The sequence below is a fragment of the Bacillus sp. EKM208B genome, assembly GCF_011800725.1.
GTDB lineage: Bacteria > Bacillota > Bacilli > Bacillales > Bacillaceae > Bacillus > Bacillus velezensis.
The window spans coordinates 125,445-148,762 of sequence record NZ_JAANHO010000003.1; the positions used below are offsets into that span (position 1 = coordinate 125,445).

Sequence of the window (23,318 nt, forward strand, 5' to 3'; positions counted from 1 at the left end):
TCTCATAACTTTTATCATTTTTGTTCAGAAGAATAAACTTCTATACATAGCTTGCTTTATTTTAGCATATTTTTTAAGGGAAAAGGAGGGAGAAGGTTGTCTGTCTTTATGATTGTTTTATCTTGTATGGCTCTTGTCTTTGCGGCGGGCGCCGTTTATTACCTGAAACTGCTCGGCCAGGCCGCTTCTTATCCGCCGAAGCGGGTCGTCCGCCAAAAGGCCATCGTCTGCTCAGCAGGAACCGCCCTCGCATTGTTCCTTATCTTTTTCACAAAACTTCTCGTATAAAACATGCTGAAACACATTAAAAAACCTCTTCCGGCCGGAAGAGGTTTCGGTATGCGGTTATTTCACCGTTTCAATCATATTGGACCGTTTTAAGATCGTTTGCACAATCTGATGCATAATGATAATGGCGATCGCGTTCAGCGCAGCCGCCGGAAGGACGACCGCGAGCACCAAGGCGGTGAATCCGCCCGGCAGGCCGACAATCAGAAGGGCCAGCGCCAAAAAGAGCAAACCGGAGATGAAGGTGCCGGCTATCGTAATGACGGCGGCGGCCGCTGTTTTCACGCTCTTTTTCACCAAAAGCGCCAGCGCGAGAAACAGAAACGCCGTTACCGGTTTTTCAATGATATTCGGAAGCTGTCCGCCCGGAAAAGATGTCGTGAGTGCGGAAATGATTCCCGTTACAATCCCGATCATCAGTACGTTCTGCACACGGGGGAATAACAGAATACCCATAAACATCATCACAAGCATCATATCGGGTTTCATTCCGAATAATACCGGCGGCATAATGGAATGAAGCACCGCTCCGATTGCCGCAAACAGGGCCATAATGACTAATTCTTTTGTTTTCATACTAAGCTCTCCTCTGCTAAGCTTTTTCGCCATCCAATAATATGCTCGTCATTTATTGCGATGGCCGGAAAAATTGATATGCAAACAGTATATCAAAGGAACCGTTATGTTAGAAGAAATTTATTCGTTTTCCTGCTGGAACTTTCTCATAAACTGAGCCAGTTTTTCACAATCAGCCAGGCTGACGGCGTTGTAGATAGACGCCCTGCAGCCTCCGACTGAGCGGTGGCCTCCGAGTCCGATCATTTTAGCCGCTTTCGCTTCTTCAACGAATTTTTTCGTGAGACTGCTGTCGCGGAGGGTGAACGTGACGTTCATGTGAGAACGGCTGTCTTTTGCGGCATGCCCCGCGTAAAACCCGCCGCTTGCGTCGATTGTGCCGTACAGGACATCGGCCTTTTCCTGATTGCGCCGTTCAGCCGCTTCGACACCGCCGTTTTCAGCCAGCCATTCAAGGACGAGGCTCAGCATATAAATCGCAAATGTAGGCGGCGTATTATACAGTGAATCGGCTTTTGTGTGAGTGGAGTATTTCAAAATTTTAGGGACGTTGGCGTTTTCGTTTTCAAGCCATGATTTTTTCATGATGACGACCGTGACGCCGGATGGCCCGAGGTTTTTCTGGGCTCCGCCATAGATAACATCAAACGTTTTGACATCAATTTTTCTGCTCAGGATGTCGCTTGACATGTCGGCTACGAGCGGGATCGGTGAATTCGGGAACTCTTTCCACTGCGTTCCGAAAATCGTGTTGTTTGACGTAATATGCAGGTAGGCGCCGTCTTTGATTCCTGAGAGGTCCGCTTCCGGTATGTGGTTGTGGTTTGAATCTGCGCTTGTTGCCGTGACGGATGTGTTTCCGAACAGTTTCGCCTCGGCGAGTGCTTTTTCAGACCATGCGCCTGTTACGATGAAGTGCGCCGTTTTTTCCGGTGTTAAAAAGTTCATCGGCAGCATGGAGAATTGAAGGCTTGCGCCGCCTTGAAGAAATAAAATATCATAATCGTCGGGAATATCCATCAGTTCTTTCAGAAGGCTTTTGGCTTTTTGGTGCACCGCATCATATTCCGTGCTCCGGTGGGACAGCTCCATGACGGACATGCCGGTATCATTGAAGTTGACAAATTCTTTTTGTGCTTTTTGCAGCACATCCAGTGGAAGGGCTGCGGGTCCTGCATTGAAATTCGTTGTACGTTCCATGTTTACGATCTCTCCCTGTTTTCCGCTTTAGTGTAAGAAATAATACAATTATCCTATCACAATTTTTTGATTTTTTTGATATGAAAAAATATAATTTTATGTATTTTGTGTTTCCGGACGCAAAAAAACCTCATCTTTAAGATGAGGCAAGCCGTTTTCTGACGGTTGAAGCGATCTCCTGAAGATCGTCAGGCGTATAGTCTTCGGCGTGGGGCTTCCAGACAGCCCCGAAACCGTCGCCTTTTCCGTAACGCGGAATGATATGCATGTGAAAATGGAACACCGATTGGCCCGCTTTTTCACCGTTGTTATTGAGAATATTCAGCCCGATCGGCTCGAATTCATCGCGGATGGCGCGTGCGATTTTCGGCACCGCTTCAAAATATTCTTTAGAAAGCTCAGGCGTAAACTCGTACACGTTTTCGATATGTGTTTTCGGAATCACGAGCGTGTGGCCCTTTGTGACCTGGCTGATATCAAGAAACGCCGCGACGTGTTCATTTTCGTATACTTTTGAAGACGGAATGTCACCGGCAATGATTTTGCAGAAAATACAATCGTCCGCTTTGTGCATAGATGGGTTTCCTCCCTGAAAAGAAATATATGTATATTCTCATCGTACCACAAAAACGGCCAAAACAAAAAACAGGATGAACGGCTGCGCGTTCACCCTGATGCAGAAGTACGAAGCTTTATCACAGAAAATTGAATATGCCTTTTGTAAGCACCTCATTTGTTTTTAAAATGAAGACTTATGAGTCTGCTTAATCATTCCTGGGACAAACACCTCATTTGATTATTTCATCATGAATGAAGAACATCATCAAAGCAGTGTGTGAAGAAATTGTAAGCACAGGACATGTTGATTTTCATCCAACTGTTCTAAGACGTCTTTTATAAACACCTCATTTTCAGTTGATTAAAGCTGTTTCCTTCTACATACATTATGATGTCCGCCAAAACGATAACTATGCACGATTTTCACGTGAGAAAAAAAGGGAATCGTTTCAAATCAGACTTTATTTTTGGTACTATGAAGAAAAACGAATCAGAAGGGGAGAAATTATGTCTCTGCTATCGGTAAAAGACTTAACCGGCGGTTATACGAGGAACCCGGTCTTAAAAAATGTTTCATTCACCCTTGAGCCGAACCAGATTGTCGGACTCATCGGATTAAACGGCGCGGGCAAAAGCACGACGATCCGGCATATTATCGGATTAATGGACCCGCATAAAGGCTCGATCGAGCTGAACGGCAAGACGTTTTCGGAGGATAAGGAAAGCTACCGCTCGCAATTTACGTACATCCCCGAAACGCCGGTGCTGTATGAAGAACTGACGCTCAAAGAGCATCTGGAGCTGACGGCCATGGCGTATGGCCTTTCCAAAGAAACGCTTGAAAAAAGGCTTCCTCCGCTTCTGAAAGAATTCAGAATGGAAAAAAGGCTGAAATGGTTTCCCGCTCACTTTTCCAAAGGGATGAAGCAGAAGGTCATGATCATGTGCGCGTTTCTCGCGGAGCCTTCGCTTTATATCATTGACGAGCCGTTTCTCGGCCTTGACCCGCTTGCGATCAATGCATTGCTGGAGCGGATGGACGCCGCGAAAAAAGCCGGATCAAGCGTGCTGATGTCAACGCATATCCTGGCTACGGCAGAGCGCTACTGTGACGCTTTCATTATTTTACATAACGGCGAAGTGCGGGCAAGCGGCACACTGGAAGAACTGAGAGAGCAGTTCGGCATGAAAGACGCAGCTCTTGATGACTTGTATATCGAACTGACGAAGGAAGACGCCGGCCATGAATAATATGTCTACTATTTGGCAGTCCCGGCTTGAAGAGCATATAAAGGAAACCAGAATGTATATGAAATATATGCTCAATGATCATCTCGTCATTGTGCTGATCTTTTTTATTGCCGGAGCGGCAAGCTGGTACAGCAAGTGGGTCAAAGACATTCCCGTTCATTTTCCGTCATTTTGGGTGATGGCGGTGCTCTTTTCATTTGTGCTGACCGGTTCATACGTCCGGACGCTGTTAAAGGAAGCGGACCTCGTGTTTCTGCTGCCGCTTGAACCGAAAATGGGGACATACTTTAAGCATTCATTTAAGTACAGCTATCTGTCACAGCTGTTTCCGCTTATTGCCCTGTCGCTTGTATGCATGCCTCTGTTTTTCGCTGTAAGTCCGGGGGCGTCGCTTGCGTCGTATGCCGCCGTATTTATTCAGATGCTGGCGGTAAAAGCGTGGAATCAGGCCATGGAGTGGCGGATGACGTTTATGAATGACAGAAGCATGAAAATGATGGATGCGGTTATACGCTTTATCTGCAATATGCTGCTTTTATACTTCGTCTTACAGTCGTTTTATGTGTACGCTGCCGCCGTCTATGTTGTGATGGCCGGCCTTTATGTGTATTTCATATCGGCCGCAAAACATAAATCATTAAAATGGGAAGCCCATATTGAATATGAATTAAGAAGGAAGCAGCGGTTTTACAGAATCGCCAATCTGTTTACCGATGTGCCTCACCTGAAGAAACAGGCAAAACGCCGGGCGTATCTCGACTTTTTGCTCAGAATGATTCCGTTTGAACAGCGGAAAACGTTCTCCTATATGTATGCGCGGGCCTTTCTGCGTTCAAATGATTATCTCGGCATTCAGGTCAGGCTCACGATTATTTTTATCCTGATTATTATGCTCGTTTCCGCCAATCCGTGGATAACGGCGGCGTTAACCGTATTTACCGTCTTTATAACGGGGATACAGCTTCTGCCGCTGTTCGGGCATTTTCATCATCTTTCTCTGCAGGAGCTTTACCCGGTCAATCAGAAAGCGAAGCTGCAAAGTTTCTTTTCGCTGATGAAATCGGCATTAACCGTGCAGGCGCTGCTGTTCTGTGCAGCGTCAGCTTATGCCGCGGGAGTCAGCGGGGCGCTGTATGCGGCTGTTGCTTCAGCCGTTCTGATTTTTGTAATCATGCCTTCGTATATGGGCGGAAGATTGAAAAAGTACGGCAAGCTGTAATCAATCGGGTTTTTGAAACCTCAATGAAAGAAGGAGACACAGATGACCGACGATCAGCAGCTGATACAGGAAGCACTGCAATGGAAAGCGCGTTTTTTGCGCAAAGATTCTATGCTTGAACGTTTTTCTAAAGGAATGCAGGCGAAAATCAATGAGCGGATTCCCGATAAAATTCATGCCGTCATCACAGAAAGCATTAAAAAAATGACCGAAGCAACAATGGCTGGTTCAAATCTGGTGAAAAGCAAGCGGGATACACACGGTATGACGCTTGCTGAAAAAGATGCCCTTGCCAGACAAACCATCGTATCGTACCAAAAGGTCGCGGCAGCTGAAGGTATCGGTACGGGGGCCGGCGGAATTTTTTTAGGGATGGCTGATTTTCCTTTGCTGCTATCCATTAAAATGAAATGTCTGTTCGATCTTGCCTCCATTTACGGCTATGATGTGAAAGACAGGGATGAGCGATTGTTTTTGCTGTTTATTTTTCAGCTGGCTTTCTCAAGCGGTGAACAGCGGAAACGCATATACTCAATGATTGAACAATGGGATTCGAAAAAGCATGATGTCGATTGGAGAGTTTTTCAGCAGGAATACCGCGATTATCTGGACGTGGTGAAATTGTTTCAGCTTTTGCCGGTGGTCGGAGCCGCCGTGGGCGGAGCAGCCAATTATAAACTGCTGTCACAGCTCGGTGAGACGGCAAGGCACGTTTTTCATTTAAGAATCAAAGCAGCCGGTACGTAATGTACCGGCTGCTTTTTATGTTTTTATGTCAGCGGGGGTAGCTTACCGCGGCGCCGATAAGCACCTTGGCGGCCGTCAGCATCGCTTTTTCATTAAAATCAAATTTCGGGTGGTGATGAGGATAAATGGTTTCCGCGTTTTCTAAAGCGGCGCCCGTAAAGAAAAATGCGCCTTTTGTATGCTGCAGATAATAGGAAAAATCCTCTCCGGCCATCTGCGGCTCTCCTTCAACGACCTTCGTGACGCCCTCTGTTTCCGCTGCGGCTGCCGCCGCGTGCGCCGCTTCCTCAGGATGATTAACGACGGCGGGGTAACCGCGCTTGAAATGATATTCATAGGAAGCGGAGTGCATGGAACAGATTCCTTTTACGACGGCTTCTATTTCTGCTTCGAGCAGGCTGCGCACACTTTCGTCAAACGAGCGGACGGTGCCTGATATGACTGCCTGATCGGCAATCGCATTAAACGGATTTTCAGCGGTGAACGAGCCGGCTGAGATGACGGCCGGCTGCACCGGATTTACCCGCCGGCTGACGATATGCTGAAGAGCCGTGACGATTTGTGAGCCGATTAAAACGGCGTCCTTCGTATCGTGAGGAATCGCGCCGTGGCCGCCTTTGCCGATGACTTTAATCGTAAAGCCGTCAGCGGCGGCCATCACTGGGCCCGGGCGGCATAAGACCGTTCCGACGGGTTCAGTCGCCCAAAGGTGAGTGCCGAAAATGGCATCGACATGTTCGAGGCAGCCATCCTCAATCATTGCTTGTGCTCCGCCGGGAGATAATTCCTCAGCGTGCTGATGGATCATCACAAATGACCCTTTCAGTTTTTCCCGGTTGCGGTACAGCACTTTTCCGACAGCAAGCAGAGCCGCGGTATGGCCGTCATGCCCGCAGGCGTGCATGACGCCGGGAATTTGTGAAGCATAGGGCACATCTTTTTCATCCTGTATCGGCAGAGCGTCAAAATCAGCTCTGAGTGCCACGGCCGGTCCCGGTTCACTGCCTTCAATATAGGCTGTGACACCGTTGCCCCCGACATTCGTCCGGATGGGAACGCCGAGCTTTTCATAAAATGAGGCGATGAACGCCGGTGTTTTTTTCTCCTTAAACGATGGCTCGGGATTCATGTGAAGGTGACGCCTGATTTCAACCATTTCCTCATACAGCCCGTCAAGCTGAGCGTTTAAGCTTTTTTGAAGTGTCGTTAACGTCAAAAGCGATGCCCCCCTCGTCTGCTTTTCCCATGATTGTATAGAAAATGTCAGAAGATTTCAATCCTTTTGCTACGGGAGAATGATGATGGCGGCGATCGTTGTGACGACTAGCCCGGCCGCAACCGGGATAAAGTTTTTCCTGGCAAGCTCAAACGGATCAACTTTACAAATAGCCGCAGCGGGGATCAGTGCCCAAGGGACCAATGTTCCGCCCCCGACCCAGATCGCTGAAATCTGGCCCAGCGCCGTTAAAACGGCCGGGTCCGTATGAAGCGCGGCAGAAAACAGCTTTGCCATCGAGCCTGCAAGAGATATACCGGAAAACCCTGACCCGTCGAGCCCGGTAATCGCACCGACTGCTGCCAGGGCGATGCCGGCGAATTCTCCGGACATCGGAAAAGAATGGGACAGGGCCAATCCGAGGTCATTGACGATCCCCGCAGATCCTTTCGGCAGCGGGGTGTTCAAAATACTTTTAAACCCCGCGTCACCGAGATAAAAGAAGGCCGCGATCGGAATGACGGGGCCGAATACTTTAAAGCCGAATTGAAAACCGCCGATAAAATACTCGGTGATCTTTTCTAAATGCCGCTCTTTATATACAATGAAATGAACGATCAGGAGAATGCCGATCGCGGTTCCTCCGACGAGTGCCGTCGCCTCGTTTCCCTGCAGACGGTATACGATCATGCAGATAATATCGGCAAGAAAAACAAGCGGAATGAAAACCGCCAGGATCACCCTGAGTTTTTTCGCCAGATACATACTTGTGTCCAAAGAACCGGAGCTGTCCAAGGAGAGGGGGGCCTTCGTTTTTTTTCGATCCCGCATGATGAGGAAGAAAGCGGTGATTGTCGTCGTTAACCCCATGATCAAAACGAGCGGAATACTTGCCTGCATGACATCGCCCACGGGAATGCCCGCGGCATCGGCCGTTAATTTCGGGGCCGCCTGAATGACGTAATCCCCAGATAAAGCGAATCCGTGGCCGAACAGGTTCATCGCCATAGCCGCGGCGATCGGAGAAAGGCCCGCCCGGATCGCTGCGGGAAGCAGCACAGCGCCGATCAGCGCCACCCCTGGTGACGGCCAGAAAAAAAGAGAGATGGCAAACATCAGACAGCCGATAACCCAATACGCGACAGCCGGCCCTTTCATCAGCTTTGCAAACGGAGAAATCATCGCTTCATTAATACCGGTTTCGGTCAAAAGGCCGCTCATCGCCACGATAAAACAAATGATAAAAATTGTCGGCAGCAATTCTCCGGCGGCATACGTGAAGCTGTGAAACAGGCTGCTGACCGAAGCGGAGAATGAATGCGTCGTCCATAGCGCAATCACAAAAATGCCGGCGAGTGAAATAAAGGTTGTATCTTTTCTGAGAAGCATAAAAACGATAATGGCCGCGATAAAAGCAACATAAAGCAGATGTACCGAGTAGACGCCGATCCCCAATTGAACCACTCCGTTTATAAATAGGATTGCTACAGGTTATTCATAGGCGGGCGGAAGGTGCAAAGAACGAAGCGTAAAATCGGGACATTAAAAAAGCCGGAGAATCTCCGGCGGTTTTTTAGTCTATTGCGTAATAAGCGGTTACATAAGACGGCCGGGAGAAAATAGACGTCGTGTCGATGCCGGCAGATGTTCCGCGTTTTTTATGAGCTTCCTGATAAGAGTTTGACTGCTGCCAATCCTGAAAGGCTTTTTCCTCTTTCCACAGGGTCAAAATGACATACGTATCGCCTTCGAGCGGTCTTAATACGCGGATGGCTTGAAAACCGGGTTCATTTTCCACTTTGCCGGCGCGGTTTTTAAACCGGTTTTCAAACAGCGGACGGCCTTCCTGGGTAACGGCGATGTTGTTGAGGACGGCGTAGCCCGGATTTTTGATTTCCCCGACGCTGTCGATGCTTTCATAGGAATGGGGCGCCTGAAAAACGGTTTCTCCATTTGTTTCATGAATTAAAACCGCATTATCCTCACCTTGCATCAGCACCATATTCTCACTCGGGTGTTTCTTTGCAATCGTCTTTAAAAAATCGGCTGTCCCGTATGTAATATAAACCTTCATATCAGCCACCTCCTGCTTGCTAGTATATCAAAAGAGTGGTATAAGTTTCTATTGGCGACTCATTCTGACATAATTCGAAACAATATTTCCCATACTACAAGTTAAGAAAGGCGAGGTGACTTATGCTGAAAAAGAAAAAAAGATTCTTTATTCCGGCTGTAATTGCGGCGGCAACCGCTTTTCTCGCGTTAATCGGATACATTATCATTATATTTCTCGGCCATTATGTCATCGATGAAAAGAAATTAATACTGCACGCATCTTCAAAAATCGTCGATCAAAACGGTGATGAAATCGCGAGCCTCTATACGGAAAATCGCGAGCCGGTATCCATTCAGCAGGTTCCGGAAGATGTGAGAGATGCCTTTATCGCCGTTGAAGATAAACGGTTTTACGAACATCACGGCATTGATGTGAAGTCTGTCGGCCGGGCGGTGTTCCGGGATGTTTTAGCAGGCGGCAAGGTGGAAGGCGGAAGCACGATCACCCAGCAGCTGGCGAAAAACATTTTTCTGACTCATGATAAAACATTTTTGCGCAAGACGAAGGAAGTCATTATCGCCATCAATCTTGAGCGTGATTACAGCAAGGACAAGCTGCTTGAAATGTACCTGAACCAGCTTTATTTCGGCCATGGCGTTTACGGCATTCAAGCCGCGTCCCACTACTACTTTAATAAAGAAGTAAAAGATTTAACCGTTGCGGAAGGAGCCGTTCTGGCAGCGATTCCGAAGGCGCCATCTCTTTATTCGCCGATTCAGCATCCGGATAAAAATAAAGAACGCCGCGATACGATTCTTGCAATGATGAACGACCAAGGCTATATCAGCGCCAAGGAAGCCGTCAGAGCCCAGGGCCGGACATTGGGGCTTAATGTCAAGAAAACATCAGAAACGCCTTGGTTTGACAGTTATATCGATCTTGTCATCAAGGAGGCGGAATCCCGTTATTCGATGTCGGGTGAACAGCTGCTTCAAGGCGGCTATACGATCCGGACGTCACTTGATTCCAAGCTGCAGAAAACGGCATACACCCTCATGAAGGAAAGCGGCTATTTTCCGGGGACGGATCAAGCGGCAGAGGGAAGCGCCGTCTTTATTGATAATAAAACCGGAGGCGTGCGCGCGGCGGTCGGCGGACGCGACTACGTGACAAAAGGATACAACAGGGTTACGGCGAAGCGGCAGCCGGGCTCAACGTTTAAGCCGATTGCCGTATACGGGCCCGCCATGCAGGAAGACAAGTTCAAACCGTATTCGCTTCTCCAAGACAAACTCACGTCCTACGACGGGTATGAACCGAAAAATTATGACGGACAGTACAAGGGGGAAGTGACGATGCAGGATGCGATCACTTACAGCATAAATGCGCCCGCTGTCTGGACATTGAAGCAGATCGGCGTAGATACGGGAAAATCGTATCTTGAGAAAAACGGTATGAACATTTCTGACAACGGACTCGCGATTGCGCTGGGCGGTCTGTCTGAAGGCGTCACCCCGCTTCAGCTTGCCGGAGCTTATCATACCTTTGCGGCAAGCGGAATGTATACGAAGCCATTTTTTATAGAGAAAATCACGGACGAAGACGGAGAAACGTTGTCCAAGCCTAAAAACGGCAAAACGCGCGTCTTCAGCGGACAGACGGCATGGAATATGACGAGAATGCTTCAGCAGGTCGTAAAAGAAGGAACCGCTTCACAAGGCAGCTATCAAGGTGACCTGGCGGGGAAAACCGGCACGACCACATTTCCCGGCGTCCCCGGCGCGACAAAGGACGCCTGGTTTGCGGGATACACTCCCGGACTGACGGGAGCCGTCTGGATGGGCTATGACAAAACGGATAAAACCCATTACCTGAAAGGCGGAAGCCAATACCCGGTCAGACTCTTTAAAGATATCGTCACAAAAGCGGGAGAAAACGGGGAGACATTCAAAAAGCCTGAAAATGTGAAGGAACTGGGCAGCCCGATTGAGCTGGAGGCGGTAAAGTCCCTGTCGGCCCGTTATACATTTAAGGCGATGGGACTGATTACGGTTCAATTAAAATGGGATATTCAAAAGGATGATCGGGTTGTTTACCGAATATATGAGAAGAAAGACGGAAAAGACAAGCTTCTGGATTCTGTGAAAGGAAAAGGCAGCTTTGACATACCGTACGCCAATCTGTTTTCAGGGGCTTCATACAAAGTCGTTCCATATAATTCACAGACGGATCAAGAAGGAGAGGGAACGGAATACGTTCAGCCGAAGCTTTTTTCTTCTTAATCATGAATTCGGCGATTTTTTGAACATTAAGCCTCAATTCTATACGCTTTTGAAAAAACAAGGTATAGTGTAATGGGCGAAGAACACGAACGTATGGTTGCAGGAGGAAAGGTGGAAATTCAGATGAGTAAACGAGAAGCGTTTAATGATACGTTTTTAAAAGCGGCACGGGGAGAAAAGACAAATCACGTCCCTGTCTGGTACATGAGACAGGCGGGGAGGTCGCAGCCGGAATACCGCAAGCTGAAGGAAAAGTACGGCTTAGTCGAAATTACGCATCAGCCCGAGCTGTGCGCGTATGTGACGAGGCTCCCGGTCGAGCAGTACGGAGTGGACGCTGCCATTTTATATAAAGACATTATGACGCCGCTTCCTTATATCGGAGTGGATGTTGAAATAAAAAACGGAATCGGCCCGGTGATCGATCAGCCGGTGCGCTCTGCTGCGGATATTGAAAAGCTCGGCGAACTGAATCCTGAACAGGATGTTCCTTACGTGCTGGAAACGATCCGATTACTCGTAAACGAACAGCTGAATGTTCCGCTCATCGGTTTTTCGGGAGCGCCTTTTACGCTGGCCAGTTATATGATTGAAGGCGGGCCTTCTAAAAATTACAACAAAACAAAAGCGTTTATGCACAGTATGCCGCAAGCGTGGCAAATGCTGATGGACAAGCTCGCGGACATGATTATCGTTTATGCAAAAGCGCAGATTAACGCCGGCGCAAAAGCCATTCAGATTTTTGATTCATGGGTCGGCGCGCTGAACCGCGAAGATTACCGGCAGTTTATAAAACCGGTGATGGACAGAATTTTCCGGGAGCTTTCTGCAGAGCAAGTTCCGCTGATCATGTTCGGCGTAGGCGCAAGCCATCTGGCCGGGGATTGGCATGACCTTCCTCTTGATGTCGTCGGTCTTGATTGGAGACTCGGCATAGATGACGCCAGAAAACAAGGCATTACAAAAACGGTTCAGGGCAATCTTGATCCGTCGCTTCTTCTTGCGCCTTGGGAAGTCATCGAGAAAAAAGCGAAAGCGATACTTGATCAAGGCATGAAAGCGGACGGGTTTATTTTCAATTTAGGGCACGGCGTATTCCCTGATGTCAATCCGGAAACGCTGAAAAAGCTGACGGCGTTTGTACATGAATATTCCGCTGCCAAAAAAACGGAACAATCTTCCTGAGCAGATCGTTGGTTATAAGTAGATTTTCCTGTCAAAATCAAGGTAGACAGACCATCAAAAGAGGTGTTTAACAAAATGAGCAGCAAAAAGAAAATGGGACTTCTTGTCATGGCTTACGGAACGCCTTACAAAGAAGAGGACATAGAACGTTATTATACGCATATCAGACGCGGAAGAAAGCCGGAGCCTCATATGCTTCAAGATTTAAAAGACAGATATGAAGCGATCGGAGGCATTTCTCCGCTGGCGAAAATCACGCAGGAGCAGGCGGAGAAGCTCGCACAGCGTTTAAATGAAATCCAGGATGATGTAACATTCAAAGTGTATATCGGATTAAAACATATTGAACCGTTTATTGAAGACGCGGTGGCGGACATGCATAAAGACGGCATTACAGAAGCTGTCAGCCTTGTGCTCGCCCCTCATTTTTCAACATTCAGCGTCCAGTCATACAACAAACGCGCGAAAGAAGAAGCGGAGAAGCTCGGCGGCTTGACCATCAAGTCCGTTGAAAGCTGGTATGATGAACCGAAATTCGTTGATTATTGGGTCGGCCAGGTGAAGAAAACGTATGAATCAATGCCGAAAGAAGAACGGGATGACGCGATGCTGATCGTCTCAGCGCACAGCCTTCCTGAAAAAATTAAAGAATACGGCGATCCGTATCCTGACCAGCTGGAGGAATCCGCAAAACTGATTGCCGAAGGCGCCGGAATTACCGATTACGCAGTCGGCTGGCAAAGCGAAGGGAACACCCCTGATCCGTGGCTCGGGCCGGATGTGCAGGATCTTACGCGCGAGCTGTATCAAAAGCATCCTTATAAAGCATTTGTATACGTGCCCGCAGGCTTCGTTGCCGATCATTTAGAGGTGCTTTACGATAATGATTATGAATGCAAAGCTGTGACTGAAGAAGTCGGCGCAAGCTACTATCGTCCGGCCATGCCGAACGCACAGCCTGAATTTATCGACGCGCTTGCAGCGGTCGTGCTGAAAGAGCTGGACAAGTAGAATTAAACGGTAAAGAAGGCGATAAAAATGAGTGGCGATAAAAAACATCTGGTCATCATCGGCGGCGGCATAACGGGATTAGCCGCCGCCTTCTACATGGAAAAAGAAATCAAAGAAAAACAGCTGCCGCTTGAGGTCACCTTGATCGAAGCAGGCCCGAGAGCCGGCGGCAAAATTCAGACGGCGCATAAAGACGGCTACATCATTGAGCGGGGCCCGGATTCTTTTTTGGAAAGGAAAAAAAGCGCGCCGCAGCTCGTCAAGGATTTGGGGCTTGAGCATCTGCTCGTCAACAATGCGACCGGCCAGTCTTACGTGCTCGTCAACGAGACGCTTCATCCGATGCCGAAGGGCGCGGTGATGGGCATTCCGACCAAAATCGCTCCGTTCATCTCCACCGGTTTATTTTCTGTTCCCGGAAAAGCGCGGGCGGCGCTTGACTTTGTCCTGCCTGCGAGCAAACCGAAGGAAGATCAGTCTCTGGGTGAATTTTTCCGCAGACGCGTCGGTGACGAAGTTGTTGAGAATTTAATAGAACCGCTATTATCAGGGATTTATGCCGGAGATATTGATAAGCTGAGCCTCATGTCTACGTTTCCGCAATTCTATCAGACTGAGCAAAAGCACAGAAGCCTGATTCTCGGTATGAAAAAATCACGTCCGCAGCCTTCGGGACAGCAGCTGACGGCCAAAAAGCAGGGCCAGTTTTTAACGCTGACGACAGGGCTTCAAACGTTGGTGGAGGAGCTGGAAAAGCAGCTTACGCTGACAAAGGTGATGAAAGGAACGAAAGTCACCCATATCGGCCGCGAGGAGAAAGGATATTCCGTGACGCTTGATAACGGCAAAGTGCTCTATGCGGAAGGATGCATAGTAACAGCCCCGCATAAAGCCGCGGCGAAAATGCTTTCTGATCTGCCGGCGGTTTCATGTCTCAAAGACATGCATTCTACGTCCGTTGCCAACGTCGCCTTAGGTTTTCCTGAGGGAGCCGTCAAGATGGAGCATGAAGGTACGGGATTCGTAATCTCAAGAAACAGCGACTTCTCCATCACGGCCTGCACATGGACGAATAAAAAATGGCCGCACGCGGCGCCGGAGGGCAAAACGCTTCTCAGGGCGTACGTCGGAAAGGCCGGAGATGAATCCATCGTAGATCTTTCAGATAACGAGATCATTAAAATCGTAATGGAAGATTTGAAAAAAGTAATGAAAATGAATGGCGAACCGGAAATGACCTGTGTGACCCGCTGGAACGAAAGCATGCCGCAATACCATGTTGGCCATAAGGAGCGCATCAAAGAGTTCAGAGATGCGCTGAAAGCTTCCTATCCGGGCGTATACGCGACGGGCGCGTCATTCGAAGGGGTGGGCATCCCCGACTGTATCGACCAGGGAAAAGCCGCCGTATATGATTCACTGGCTTATTTATTTGAAACGTACCAGCCTCCGTTATCGTAAAACGGAGGTTTTTTTGCATGTTCCCGTTCTGTAAAGGGAACACCAGTAAAGAGAAAAAACATTTGAATCTTCTTTGCGACTGTGATAAGTTATCTTATGTACAAAATGACTAAAACGTTCAAACGGTCAATTTAACGAGGTGGGAAACATGTCCGTCGATCGGAAAAAGCTCATTCTGGAAGCGGCAACGAAGTCTTTTACACAATTCGGCTACAAAGCAACGACAATGGATCTGGTGGCAAAGCTTGCAAATGTGGGGAAGGGAACCATCTACACGTTTTTCAAAAACAAAGAAGAACTGTTTGATGATATTTTCACCACTATTTTAAGAGAAATGAAGGAACACGCAGACGAAGCGATGAAACCGGAGCTTTCATTTCACGAAAATGTCCACCGGGCGCTTGTCGCGATTTTGGAATTCAGAAAAACACACCAGCTGACTATTAAAATTTTTCAGGAGAACGCCGAGATTGGTACAATAGCCGTTCAGGATGTCATTGCGAAAATGGAGCGGGCCATTCTGTCATACATTAAAGAAAAGATAGAAACAGCCATTGAAAACGGAAGCATTAAACCGTGTGATCCGGAACTGACCGCTTTTGTGATGCTCAAGCTCTACATCGCGCTGATATTTGACTGGGAAAAAAACCATCCGCCTCTTGAAAAAGAGACGATCGCCGAATTGCTGGAAATGTATGTTGGTCAAGGATTATCTAAATAATAGATGATCCTTCACTTTTTAGGTGCCGTGACCGTTTTGTCAAATGAGTCAGTTTGCGGAAGGAGGCAACAGGGTTGAATACAATAAAAAGCCAGTGGAAAGACATTGTAACGAACAAGAAACTGTTAATCCCCATCATTGCCATATTATTCGTTCCGCTGATCTACAGCGGAGTGTTTTTGAAGGCGTACTGGGACCCGTACGGCACGGTGGATCAGCTGCCGGTTGTCGTTGTCAACCAGGATAAAGGGGCGGACTACGAAGGGAAACATCTTCAGATCGGTGACGATCTTGTGAAAGAGTTAAAGAAAAATGATAATTTTGATTGGCATTTTTCAAGCGATCTTGATCAATCGTTAAAGGACTTATTAAATGCTAAATATTATTTATTGGTCGAGATTCCTGAAGATTTTTCGAAAAACGCCAGCACGGTAATGGATAAAAATCCGAAGAAGCTGGATCTGAAATATCATACGAATGCCGGATCAAACTATGTCGGCGCGACAATCGGGGAAAAGGCGATCGACAAACTGAAAGCCTCCGTGTCGAAAGAAGTGACAGAGCAATACGCAAAAGTCATTTTTGATAACTTTAAAGATATTGCCAAAGGGCTCGGCAAAGCCAGCAGCGGAGCCAAGAAAATAGACGACGGCACGAAAAACGCGAAAGACGGCAGCGCCAAGCTGAAGGAAAATTTAGCGAAGCTTACTGAAAGCACCGCCACCATCAGCGATAAAACGCAGCAGCTTGCAGACGGAGCGGCGAAAGTGACAAGCGGAATTCAAACGCTTGACAGCTCTATCGCAAAACTTCAGAGCGCAAGCGCCGAAATTCAAGATAAATCAGGACAGATTGCTTCAGGAGGAGGCCAAGTGGCCAGCGGGCTGAAAACGAGCCTTGACGCACAAAAGCAGCTCCAGCAAAAGCTTCCGGATTTAACGAATGGATTAAGCGCGTTAAACAGCAAGGCGCAGGAAGTGTCGCAAAAAGCGGCGGCATTTGAAGATGCGATCAATTCAGTCAACCTGTCAGACATTGAAAACGCGGTTGGGCAGCTCGAGCAGACTGAAAAGGACCTGCAGCAGTTTAAGAAGAAGCTTTCTGATCTGAAAAACAACCTGGATGCCCGGGATGACGCGGTCAAAAAGGTGATTAAGGACAGTGATTTCTTAACGGATGAGCAAAAAGCGAAACTTGTTCAGCTACTGAATGAGAAGCTTCCGAAGGCCGACCTTCCGGATTTAGACAATATCGTCAGCCAGCTTCCGTCCGGCGGAGATATTCAGCTTCCGGATATGTCAGTCATAAAAAGCGCGCTCAAAGATGTAAAAGCGAAGGCTGATCAGCTGAAAGCACTGCCTCAGTCCACATCGAAACTGTATAACGGCGCAGCGGCGGTACAAGACGCGATTAACCAGCTGACAGCGGGAACTGATAAATTGTACAGCGGAGCGCAGACCGTCTTTGAAAGCCAAAATAAACTGACGGCCGGCATCGGCGAATACAACAGCAAGTTCGGACAGCTCAAATCAGGATCAGAAGCGTTAGTGTCAGGGAGCGGCCAAGTATCAGGCGGCTTAACGAAACTCCTGGATGCGCAAAACAAAATCCATGACGGCTCGTCCAAAATTGAGCAGGGTCAAGCGTCTCTCGGCACCGGTTTAAGCAAGCTTTTAGACGGCACCGGACAATTGTCCAGCCAGCTGAAAGATGCGGCCGATCAAACCGGGGACATTAAGACAGATGACAAAACGTACAGCATGTTTGCCGATCCGGTAAAAACGGACGATAACGCGATTCATTCCGTGCCTAACTACGGTACCGGACTGACGCCTTATATTCTCTCTATGGGCTTGTATGTCGGCGGCTTGATGCTGACGGTCGTGTTCCCTCTGAGTGAAGCTTCAGGGCGTCCGAGAAACGGTTTTGAATGGTTCCTCAGCAAATTCAGCGTTATTCTGCTCGTCGGACTGATTCAATCCGTTATTGTCGCCACGGTTCTGTTGAAAGGAATCGGGCTTGATGTGGAGAGCACTTGGAGGTTCTATCTCTTTACGATGATTACCAGCATCGCGTTCCTGTCCATGATTCAATTATTGGCGACAACGATGGGGAATCCGGGACGCTTTATCGCTGTCATCATTTTGGTGCTCCAGCTCGGGGCAAGCGGAGGAACCTTCCCGCTTGAACTCCTGCCGGGATTCTATCAAGTGATTCACGGGGCACTGCCGATGACTTACAGCATCAACGGGTTCCGCGCCGTCATTTCAAATGGCGATTACGGCTATATGTGGCAGCAGGCATCCATTCTGTTGGGCATCGCCGTTGTCATGATCGCGCTGACCATCGTGTATTTTACGGTGCAAAGCAAAAAAGAACACAAAACGGAAGAAGAAATAACAGCATAAGAAAAAGAGGCTCTGAGCAGATGCTCAGGGCCTCTTTTTTTTAGATTTCGATCGTCGTACTATTAAAATCCCCATCTCACCAACAGTCCGGTATACGTCAATCCTCCGCCGAACCCGAATAATACCAGCGTCTGGCCTTCCGACAGTTTTTTCGCTTTCACAGCTTCATCCAAAGCGAGAATAATAGAAACCGATGAAGTGTTGCCGTAATATTCAACGCTTGTCAATGTCCGTTCAAGCGGGAAGGGCAGTTTTTCACAGATGGATTCGATCATCCGCATGTTGGCGCTGTGAGGAACGAACCAATCCAGATCGTCTTTTGAAAAGCCGGCTTTTTCTAAAAGGGCATTGCATTCCTCAGGCACGGTTCTGGCCGCCCATTTATATACTTCGCGCCCGTTTTGCACCATGTTTCCTCCGCCTTTAAGCGGCTCGCCGTTTAATTCTGCGCTCAGTCCCGTGCGATACAGCACGTCCGCGCTGCCTCCCGCTGTTCCTTGCACGGCTGCCAAAAAGCCCGGCGCTGATTCATCGCGTTCCACCAATAGGGCGCCAGCAGCGTCTCCAAAAAGAACACAGGTCGTCCGGTCAGTATAATCCGTTACCTTTGATAATGTTTCACCGGCAATGACAATCACTTTTTGATGGGAACCGGCGGTAATTAATGCGTCTGCGAGCTGAAGGCCGTAAGTGAGTCCGGCGCATGTGGCGTTAATATCAAGCGCCCCCGTTTGCGGCCAGCCGAAGTAAGCCTGCACGCGTGCCGCGGTGCTTGGAAACGCATAGTCCGCCGTCGTTGTGGCGACAAGGATCATATCGACATCATCAAGAGTTCCGCTGTATCGTTCTGCAAGGTTTTTCACCGCTTCCACACACAAATCCGATGTGAATTCATGTTCGCCGGCAATGCGTCTTTCCTTCATACCGGTGCGCTGGACGATCCATTCATCAGATGTATCGACGATGCGCTCCAAATCCGCGTTTGTTAATCGGCGTGCCGGAGCATATGTACCGATTGCTGTAATTTTAGATTTTGACATGAAAAAATCACTCCTTTATATCAGATTATAACACCTGATATTATTACTTGGTACTAATTTTAATAAAAAAACCCAAGCAGCATCCGCTGTTTGGGGAGCATGAGAATCTATTTGTAAAACGGGCTTGTGTGAACGATTACCAATGACGGCAGCGGCAGCATGAATGATGATGCTTCTTTTTATCTTTCTTCTTTTTACAAGGGTCTTCTTTTTTCTTTTTACAGTGATCTTTTTCTTTTTTACAGCCCCAGAAGGCTGCACCAGACCAATTATCCTCAAACCAATCCTCAAACCAATCATTATGAAATCTTTTCCGCTTGTGCGGTTTACGGCTGATCATACATTTCCCTCCTATGCTCATGCTCCCTTCATTCTATGAAAAAAGAGAAGGAAAAGATTGGACGGGTTATGGATCAAAAGAGTATATTTTAAGAAGAATAAAATTGATAGGAGGAATGACCTGTGGAAAATATGAAACATACGATGGAACTGATTAAAGAATTGGTGTCGATTCCGAGTCCGACGGGCAATACATACGAGGTTATCGCCTATACAGAAAGTCTTTTAAAAGAATGGGGCGTCTCCTCTTACAGGAACCGCAAAGGCGGTCTTTTTGTCACAATTCCCGGCCGTGATGACAAGAAACACAGATTGCTGACGGCGCATGTCGATACGCTCGGCGCGATGGTAAAGGAGATAAAGGCGGACGGCCGGCTGAAGATTGATTTGATCGGCGGCTTCCGATATAACTCGATTGAAGGGGAATATTGCGAGATCCAAACTTCTTCCGGCAAAACCTATACAGGCACCATCTTAATGCATCAGACTTCAGTGCACGTCTACAAGGACGCCGGCAAGGCAGAGCGGAATCAGGAGAATATGGAAGTCCGCCTTGATGAGCCTGTCCGGACGAAGGAAGAGACGTCCGATCTCGGCATCAGGGTCGGCGATTTCATCTCATTTGACCCGCGCGTGCAGATTACGCCGAGCGGCTTTATTAAGTCCCGTCATCTTGATGACAAAGCGAGCGTGGCTCTGCTCTTGAATTTAATCCGCCGCATCACGGAAGAGAAAATCGAACTTCCGTATACGACGCATTTTCTGATTTCTAATAATGAAGAAATCGGCTACGGCGGCAATTCCAACATTCCTCCTGAGACCGTCGAATACTTGGCTGTTGATATGGGAGCGATCGGCGACGGCCAGTCTACGGATGAATATACCGTCTCCATTTGCGTGAAGGATGCGAGCGGCCCGTACCATTATCAGCTCAGAAAACATCTGGCCGGGCTTGCGGAGCGCTATGGCATTGATTATCAGCTTGATATTTATCCGTATTACGGTTCTGATGCCTCAGCAGCCATCCGTTCGGGCCATGACATCGTCCACGGGCTGATCGGCCCGGGAATTGACGCTTCACACGCTTTTGAACGCACGCATGAATTATCGCTTCTTAATACGGCGAAGCTTTTGCATCGGTACGTTCTATCGCCGATGGCATAAAAAACCCTGCGCGGAAATCATTCCGTGCAGAGTTTATTTTAACCTGAGATGGTTGTGTTTTGTTCTGTTTTGGCGAGGCTCATGACCTTCGCGCCTTTAACGGGATCATACTGGCCTTCCCATTTTGACATCACAACGGATGCCAGCGCGTTTCCGGTCAGATTGACGACCGTACGGGCCATGTCCATAATCCGGTCAACCCCGGCGATGAATGCAAGGCCTTCTGCAGGAATGTTGAATGCGCCTAATGTCGCAAGCAGGACGACGAAAGAAGTCCCGGGCACGGCAGCCATTCCTTTGGAAGTGACCATCAAGACAAGCACAAGGGTAATCTGCTGCCAAATGGACAAGTCAATGTGGTATACCTGAGCGAGGAATAAAGCGGCGATAGATTGGTACAGCACAGATCCGTCTAAGTTAAAGGTATATCCGATCGGCACAACAAAGGAAACAATACCTTTCGGACAGCCGATTTTCTCCATTTTTTCCATAACGCGGGGGAGTACGGTTTCGGAGCTTGACGTACTGAACGCTAATAAAATTTCATCCTTCATATAGGCGAGGAATTTGAAAATGTTTACTCCGGCAAGCTTTCCGACGATTCCGAATACAACAATGAGAAAGAAAGCCAAAGCTACATATACTAAACCGACCAGTTTACCGAGTGAAAGCAGGGAACTGAGCCCAAATTTGGAAACGGTAACACCAATCAACGCAAAAACACCAAACGGCGCAACTTTCATGACCAGGTTCACAACATGGAACATCGCATGAGAAACACCTTCAAAGAAGGCCAAGACAGGCTTTCCTTTTTCACCGATTGCCGAGATGCCGAGTGCAAACAGCACGGTAAAGCAGATAATGGCAAGCAGATCTCCTTCGGCTAATGATTGGAAGAAGTTTGTCGGTACGATATGCAGGAATGTGTCTGCGATAGATTTGTTATTTTGTTCTTTTTCTGTTTCAACATATTGACTGATATCTGTCTTTTGAGCTTCATGTATATTAACGCCTGTTCCCGGATGAAACAGATTCGCCAAAGCCAGCCCGAGAATAATGGCAAAAGTGGTAATGATCTCAAAATACAAAATCGTTTTGAAGCCTAATTTTCCGACTTGTTTTCCGCTTCCCGCGCCGGCAACGCCGATGATTAAGCTGGAGACGACAATTGGAATCACTATCATTTTGATTAAGCGTAAAAACAAATCGCCGATAGGCTGTAAATATGTTGGAATGGCGGGATTGCCGTACCAGATGACACCGACTACAACCCCTAGTATGAGTCCGACGAAAATTTGCGTCGCTAGTCCAAAGCGTAATTTTTTCATAGATTACCTCCCGAAGAAAAAAGTGCAATAAGTATCTAAAAAGATAGCTATTAGAACAAATTATAATAGAAAAGAAAACAATCCGTCTATAGAAAAATATAGATTGAAAATACTGAATATTTTAAAACGTACAGATAATTGCTAATAATGGTGAATAACGCCCTATTCAGAAAGTATGATGACGGACGAAAAAAACGGGCGCCGCACAACTTAGAATTGTGCGGCGCCCTATTGTCACATATCCTTAATTTTCAAGCAGTCATTGCACAAATTAATGTGACACTCATACTGCTCAACAATCTCATTTCCGCATTCTTCGCATTTCTTACCGGGTAAATTTCTGAAAAAATCCGACATCTTTTCCAACATACCCATCCCTCTTTCATTGTTTTGTCTTTACATTGTATTATAACAGTTTGAGAAAATCAACGGCTGTTTTGGCACAATGTTTAAAACATGCAATTTGTACGAAAAATAGGTATATTGGAGGAAAGGAACTTTTTATCATAAACATTCGGAGGATTATATGAAAGTTACAGTTATTGGATGCTGCGGCGGGTTTCCGGCCGCAAACGAAGCAACTTCAGGCTATCTGTTTCAGTCCGGCGGCTATTCTCTGCTCGTCGATTGCGGAAGCGCCGTATTATCAAAGCTGTTTGCCTATGTTCCGGCAGAAGAGCTTGATGCCGTCATTTTGTCCCATTATCATCATGATCACATCGCTGATATCGGGCCGCTTCAATTTGCCAAACAGGTCGGCTCCTTTCTCGGAAAAGGGACGCATGCACTGCCGATTTACGGGCATGATGCTGATATAGAACAGTTTGAGCGTCTTACATATAAAACGCATACAAAAGGAGTGGCCTATCAGCCGGACCGCCCGCTTTCTGCCGGGCCGTTCACCATTACCTTTCTGAAAACGGTGCATCCGGTCACCTGTTATGCGATGCGGATTACTGACGGTTCAGCTTCTGTTGTGTATACGGCTGATTCAAGCTACCAGGACGCGTTTATCCCGTTTGCGGAAAATGCCGATCTGCTGATCTGTGAGTGCAATTTTTACGCAGACCAGGACGGCACGTCAGCCGGCCATATGAACAGTTTGGAAGCCGGACGTATCGCGAAGGAGGCCGGAGCGGGGGAGCTGATTCTCACGCATCTGCCTCATTTCGGCGAGCACCGGAAGCTGAAAGAAGAAGCGGAATCCGTGTTCGGGGGCGAAGTGACAATCGCCGCTTCCGGATTGAAGTGGGAGAAATAAAGGAGGA

At 47.8% G+C, this 23,318-nt stretch carries 22 protein-coding genes; 12 read left to right on the forward strand and 10 right to left on the reverse strand.

Annotated elements, in window-relative coordinates; all coding sequences use genetic code 11:
• The first annotated feature begins 96 nt into the window (after window positions 1–96).
• Complete coding sequence (yhzF, locus tag G9F75_RS06040; RefSeq protein WP_007409223.1) at window positions 97–288, forward strand: membrane protein YhzF; 192 nt, start codon at window positions 97–99, stop codon at window positions 286–288.
• A 57-nt stretch (window positions 289–345) separates the two neighbouring features.
• On the opposite strand, the gene G9F75_RS06045 is transcribed toward yhzF, so the two are convergent.
• The 3 genes from G9F75_RS06045 to G9F75_RS06055 all read right to left on the reverse strand — a co-directional run bounded on the left by G9F75_RS06045 (window position 346) and on the right by G9F75_RS06055 (window position 2,638).
• Entirely contained in the window at window positions 346–864 is a 519-nt protein-coding gene (locus G9F75_RS06045; protein ID WP_021494929.1) for a tryptophan transporter, read from the reverse strand.
• Between the two features lie 120 nt (window positions 865–984).
• A complete protein-coding gene (serC, locus tag G9F75_RS06050; RefSeq protein ID WP_014417332.1) occupies window positions 985–2,064 on the reverse strand; it encodes a 3-phosphoserine/phosphohydroxythreonine transaminase in 1,080 nt (359 codons plus the stop codon).
• 136 nt (window positions 2,065–2,200) lie between these two features.
• Window positions 2,201–2,638 (reverse strand): HIT family protein, encoded by a 438-nt coding sequence (locus G9F75_RS06055; protein ID WP_021494930.1) that lies wholly within the window; start codon window positions 2,636–2,638, stop codon window positions 2,201–2,203.
• A gap of 491 nt (window positions 2,639–3,129) precedes the next feature.
• On the opposite strand from G9F75_RS06055, the gene ecsA reads away from it, so the two are divergent.
• The 3 genes from ecsA to G9F75_RS06070 are packed head-to-tail and all read left to right on the forward strand — an operon-like array spanning window position 3,130 to window position 5,839.
• Window positions 3,130–3,873, forward strand: coding sequence for an ABC transporter ATP-binding protein EcsA (gene ecsA / locus G9F75_RS06060; RefSeq protein ID WP_003155231.1), 744 nt, complete (start codon window positions 3,130–3,132; stop codon window positions 3,871–3,873).
• Entirely contained in the window at window positions 3,866–5,092 is a 1,227-nt protein-coding gene (locus G9F75_RS06065; protein WP_095060913.1) for an ABC transporter permease, read from the forward strand. The genes ecsA and G9F75_RS06065 overlap by 8 nt, the downstream gene beginning before the upstream one ends.
• A 42-nt stretch (window positions 5,093–5,134) precedes the next feature.
• Window positions 5,135–5,839: an EcsC family protein gene (locus tag G9F75_RS06070; protein WP_095060912.1), complete on the forward strand. Its 705-nt coding sequence runs from the start codon at window positions 5,135–5,137 to the stop codon at window positions 5,837–5,839.
• Between the two features lie 28 nt (window positions 5,840–5,867).
• Here the strand turns inward: G9F75_RS06070 and G9F75_RS06075 are convergent, their stop codons facing one another.
• From G9F75_RS06075 to hmoB, 3 genes are all read right to left on the reverse strand, one after another.
• Window positions 5,868–7,055: a M20 family metallopeptidase gene (locus G9F75_RS06075; RefSeq protein WP_095060911.1), complete on the reverse strand. Its 1,188-nt coding sequence runs from the start codon at window positions 7,053–7,055 to the stop codon at window positions 5,868–5,870.
• Between the two features lie 69 nt (window positions 7,056–7,124).
• A complete protein-coding gene (locus G9F75_RS06080) occupies window positions 7,125–8,510 on the reverse strand; it encodes a membrane protein (protein ID WP_021494933.1) in 1,386 nt (461 codons plus the stop codon).
• Between the two features lie 118 nt (window positions 8,511–8,628).
• Window positions 8,629–9,129 carry a heme-degrading oxygenase HmoB gene (gene hmoB, locus G9F75_RS06085; RefSeq protein WP_014417337.1) on the reverse strand — a complete coding sequence of 167 codons (501 nt, stop codon included), beginning with the start codon at window positions 9,127–9,129 and terminating at the stop codon, window positions 8,629–8,631.
• Between the two features lie 122 nt (window positions 9,130–9,251).
• Between hmoB and G9F75_RS06090 the strand changes: the two genes are divergently transcribed.
• The 6 genes from G9F75_RS06090 to G9F75_RS06115 all read left to right on the forward strand — a co-directional run bounded on the left by G9F75_RS06090 (window position 9,252) and on the right by G9F75_RS06115 (window position 18,179).
• On the forward strand, window positions 9,252–11,393 hold the full coding sequence (locus tag G9F75_RS06090) for a transglycosylase domain-containing protein (protein ID WP_167408972.1): 2,142 nt from the start codon (window positions 9,252–9,254) through the stop codon (window positions 11,391–11,393).
• A gap of 123 nt (window positions 11,394–11,516) precedes the next feature.
• Window positions 11,517–12,578 carry a uroporphyrinogen decarboxylase gene (gene hemE, locus G9F75_RS06095; protein ID WP_014417339.1) on the forward strand — a complete coding sequence of 354 codons (1,062 nt, stop codon included), beginning with the start codon at window positions 11,517–11,519 and terminating at the stop codon, window positions 12,576–12,578.
• A gap of 75 nt (window positions 12,579–12,653) precedes the next feature.
• Window positions 12,654–13,589, forward strand: a complete 936-nt coding sequence (gene hemH, locus G9F75_RS06100; RefSeq protein WP_003155221.1) for a ferrochelatase — start codon at window positions 12,654–12,656, stop codon at window positions 13,587–13,589.
• A gap of 27 nt (window positions 13,590–13,616) precedes the next feature.
• Window positions 13,617–15,050 carry a protoporphyrinogen oxidase gene (gene hemY, locus G9F75_RS06105; RefSeq protein WP_014417341.1) on the forward strand — a complete coding sequence of 478 codons (1,434 nt, stop codon included), beginning with the start codon at window positions 13,617–13,619 and terminating at the stop codon, window positions 15,048–15,050.
• Between the two features lie 148 nt (window positions 15,051–15,198).
• Entirely contained in the window at window positions 15,199–15,771 is a 573-nt protein-coding gene (locus tag G9F75_RS06110) for a TetR/AcrR family transcriptional regulator (RefSeq protein WP_003155219.1), read from the forward strand.
• A 74-nt stretch (window positions 15,772–15,845) separates the two neighbouring features.
• The gene (locus G9F75_RS06115) at window positions 15,846–18,179 is read left to right on the forward strand and encodes a YhgE/Pip domain-containing protein (protein ID WP_021494936.1); all 2,334 of its coding nucleotides are present in this window, start codon (window positions 15,846–15,848) and stop codon (window positions 18,177–18,179) included.
• Window positions 18,180–18,241: 62 nt separating this feature from the next.
• Here the strand turns inward: G9F75_RS06115 and fabHB are convergent, their stop codons facing one another.
• Both fabHB and G9F75_RS06125 read right to left on the reverse strand, forming a co-directional pair.
• Window positions 18,242–19,219, reverse strand: coding sequence for a beta-ketoacyl-ACP synthase III FabHB (gene fabHB / locus G9F75_RS06120; RefSeq protein ID WP_014417343.1), 978 nt, complete (start codon window positions 19,217–19,219; stop codon window positions 18,242–18,244).
• 136 nt (window positions 19,220–19,355) lie between these two features.
• Window positions 19,356–19,559 (reverse strand): hypothetical protein, encoded by a 204-nt coding sequence (locus G9F75_RS06125; RefSeq protein WP_021494937.1) that lies wholly within the window; start codon window positions 19,557–19,559, stop codon window positions 19,356–19,358.
• Between the two features lie 131 nt (window positions 19,560–19,690).
• On the opposite strand from G9F75_RS06125, the gene G9F75_RS06130 reads away from it, so the two are divergent.
• Entirely contained in the window at window positions 19,691–20,722 is a 1,032-nt protein-coding gene (locus G9F75_RS06130; protein ID WP_204283013.1) for a M42 family metallopeptidase, read from the forward strand.
• Between the two features lie 38 nt (window positions 20,723–20,760).
• Here the strand turns inward: G9F75_RS06130 and G9F75_RS06135 are convergent, their stop codons facing one another.
• Both G9F75_RS06135 and yhfH read right to left on the reverse strand, forming a co-directional pair.
• A complete protein-coding gene (locus G9F75_RS06135; protein ID WP_003155211.1) occupies window positions 20,761–22,050 on the reverse strand; it encodes a glutamate/proton symporter GltT in 1,290 nt (429 codons plus the stop codon).
• Between the two features lie 234 nt (window positions 22,051–22,284).
• Window positions 22,285–22,425: a protein YhfH gene (gene yhfH, locus G9F75_RS06140; protein WP_012117221.1), complete on the reverse strand. Its 141-nt coding sequence runs from the start codon at window positions 22,423–22,425 to the stop codon at window positions 22,285–22,287.
• 151 nt (window positions 22,426–22,576) lie between these two features.
• On the opposite strand from yhfH, the gene G9F75_RS06145 reads away from it, so the two are divergent.
• Window positions 22,577–23,311 (forward strand): MBL fold metallo-hydrolase, encoded by a 735-nt coding sequence (locus tag G9F75_RS06145; protein ID WP_017417389.1) that lies wholly within the window; start codon window positions 22,577–22,579, stop codon window positions 23,309–23,311.
• Window positions 23,312–23,318: the final 7 nt, after the last annotated feature.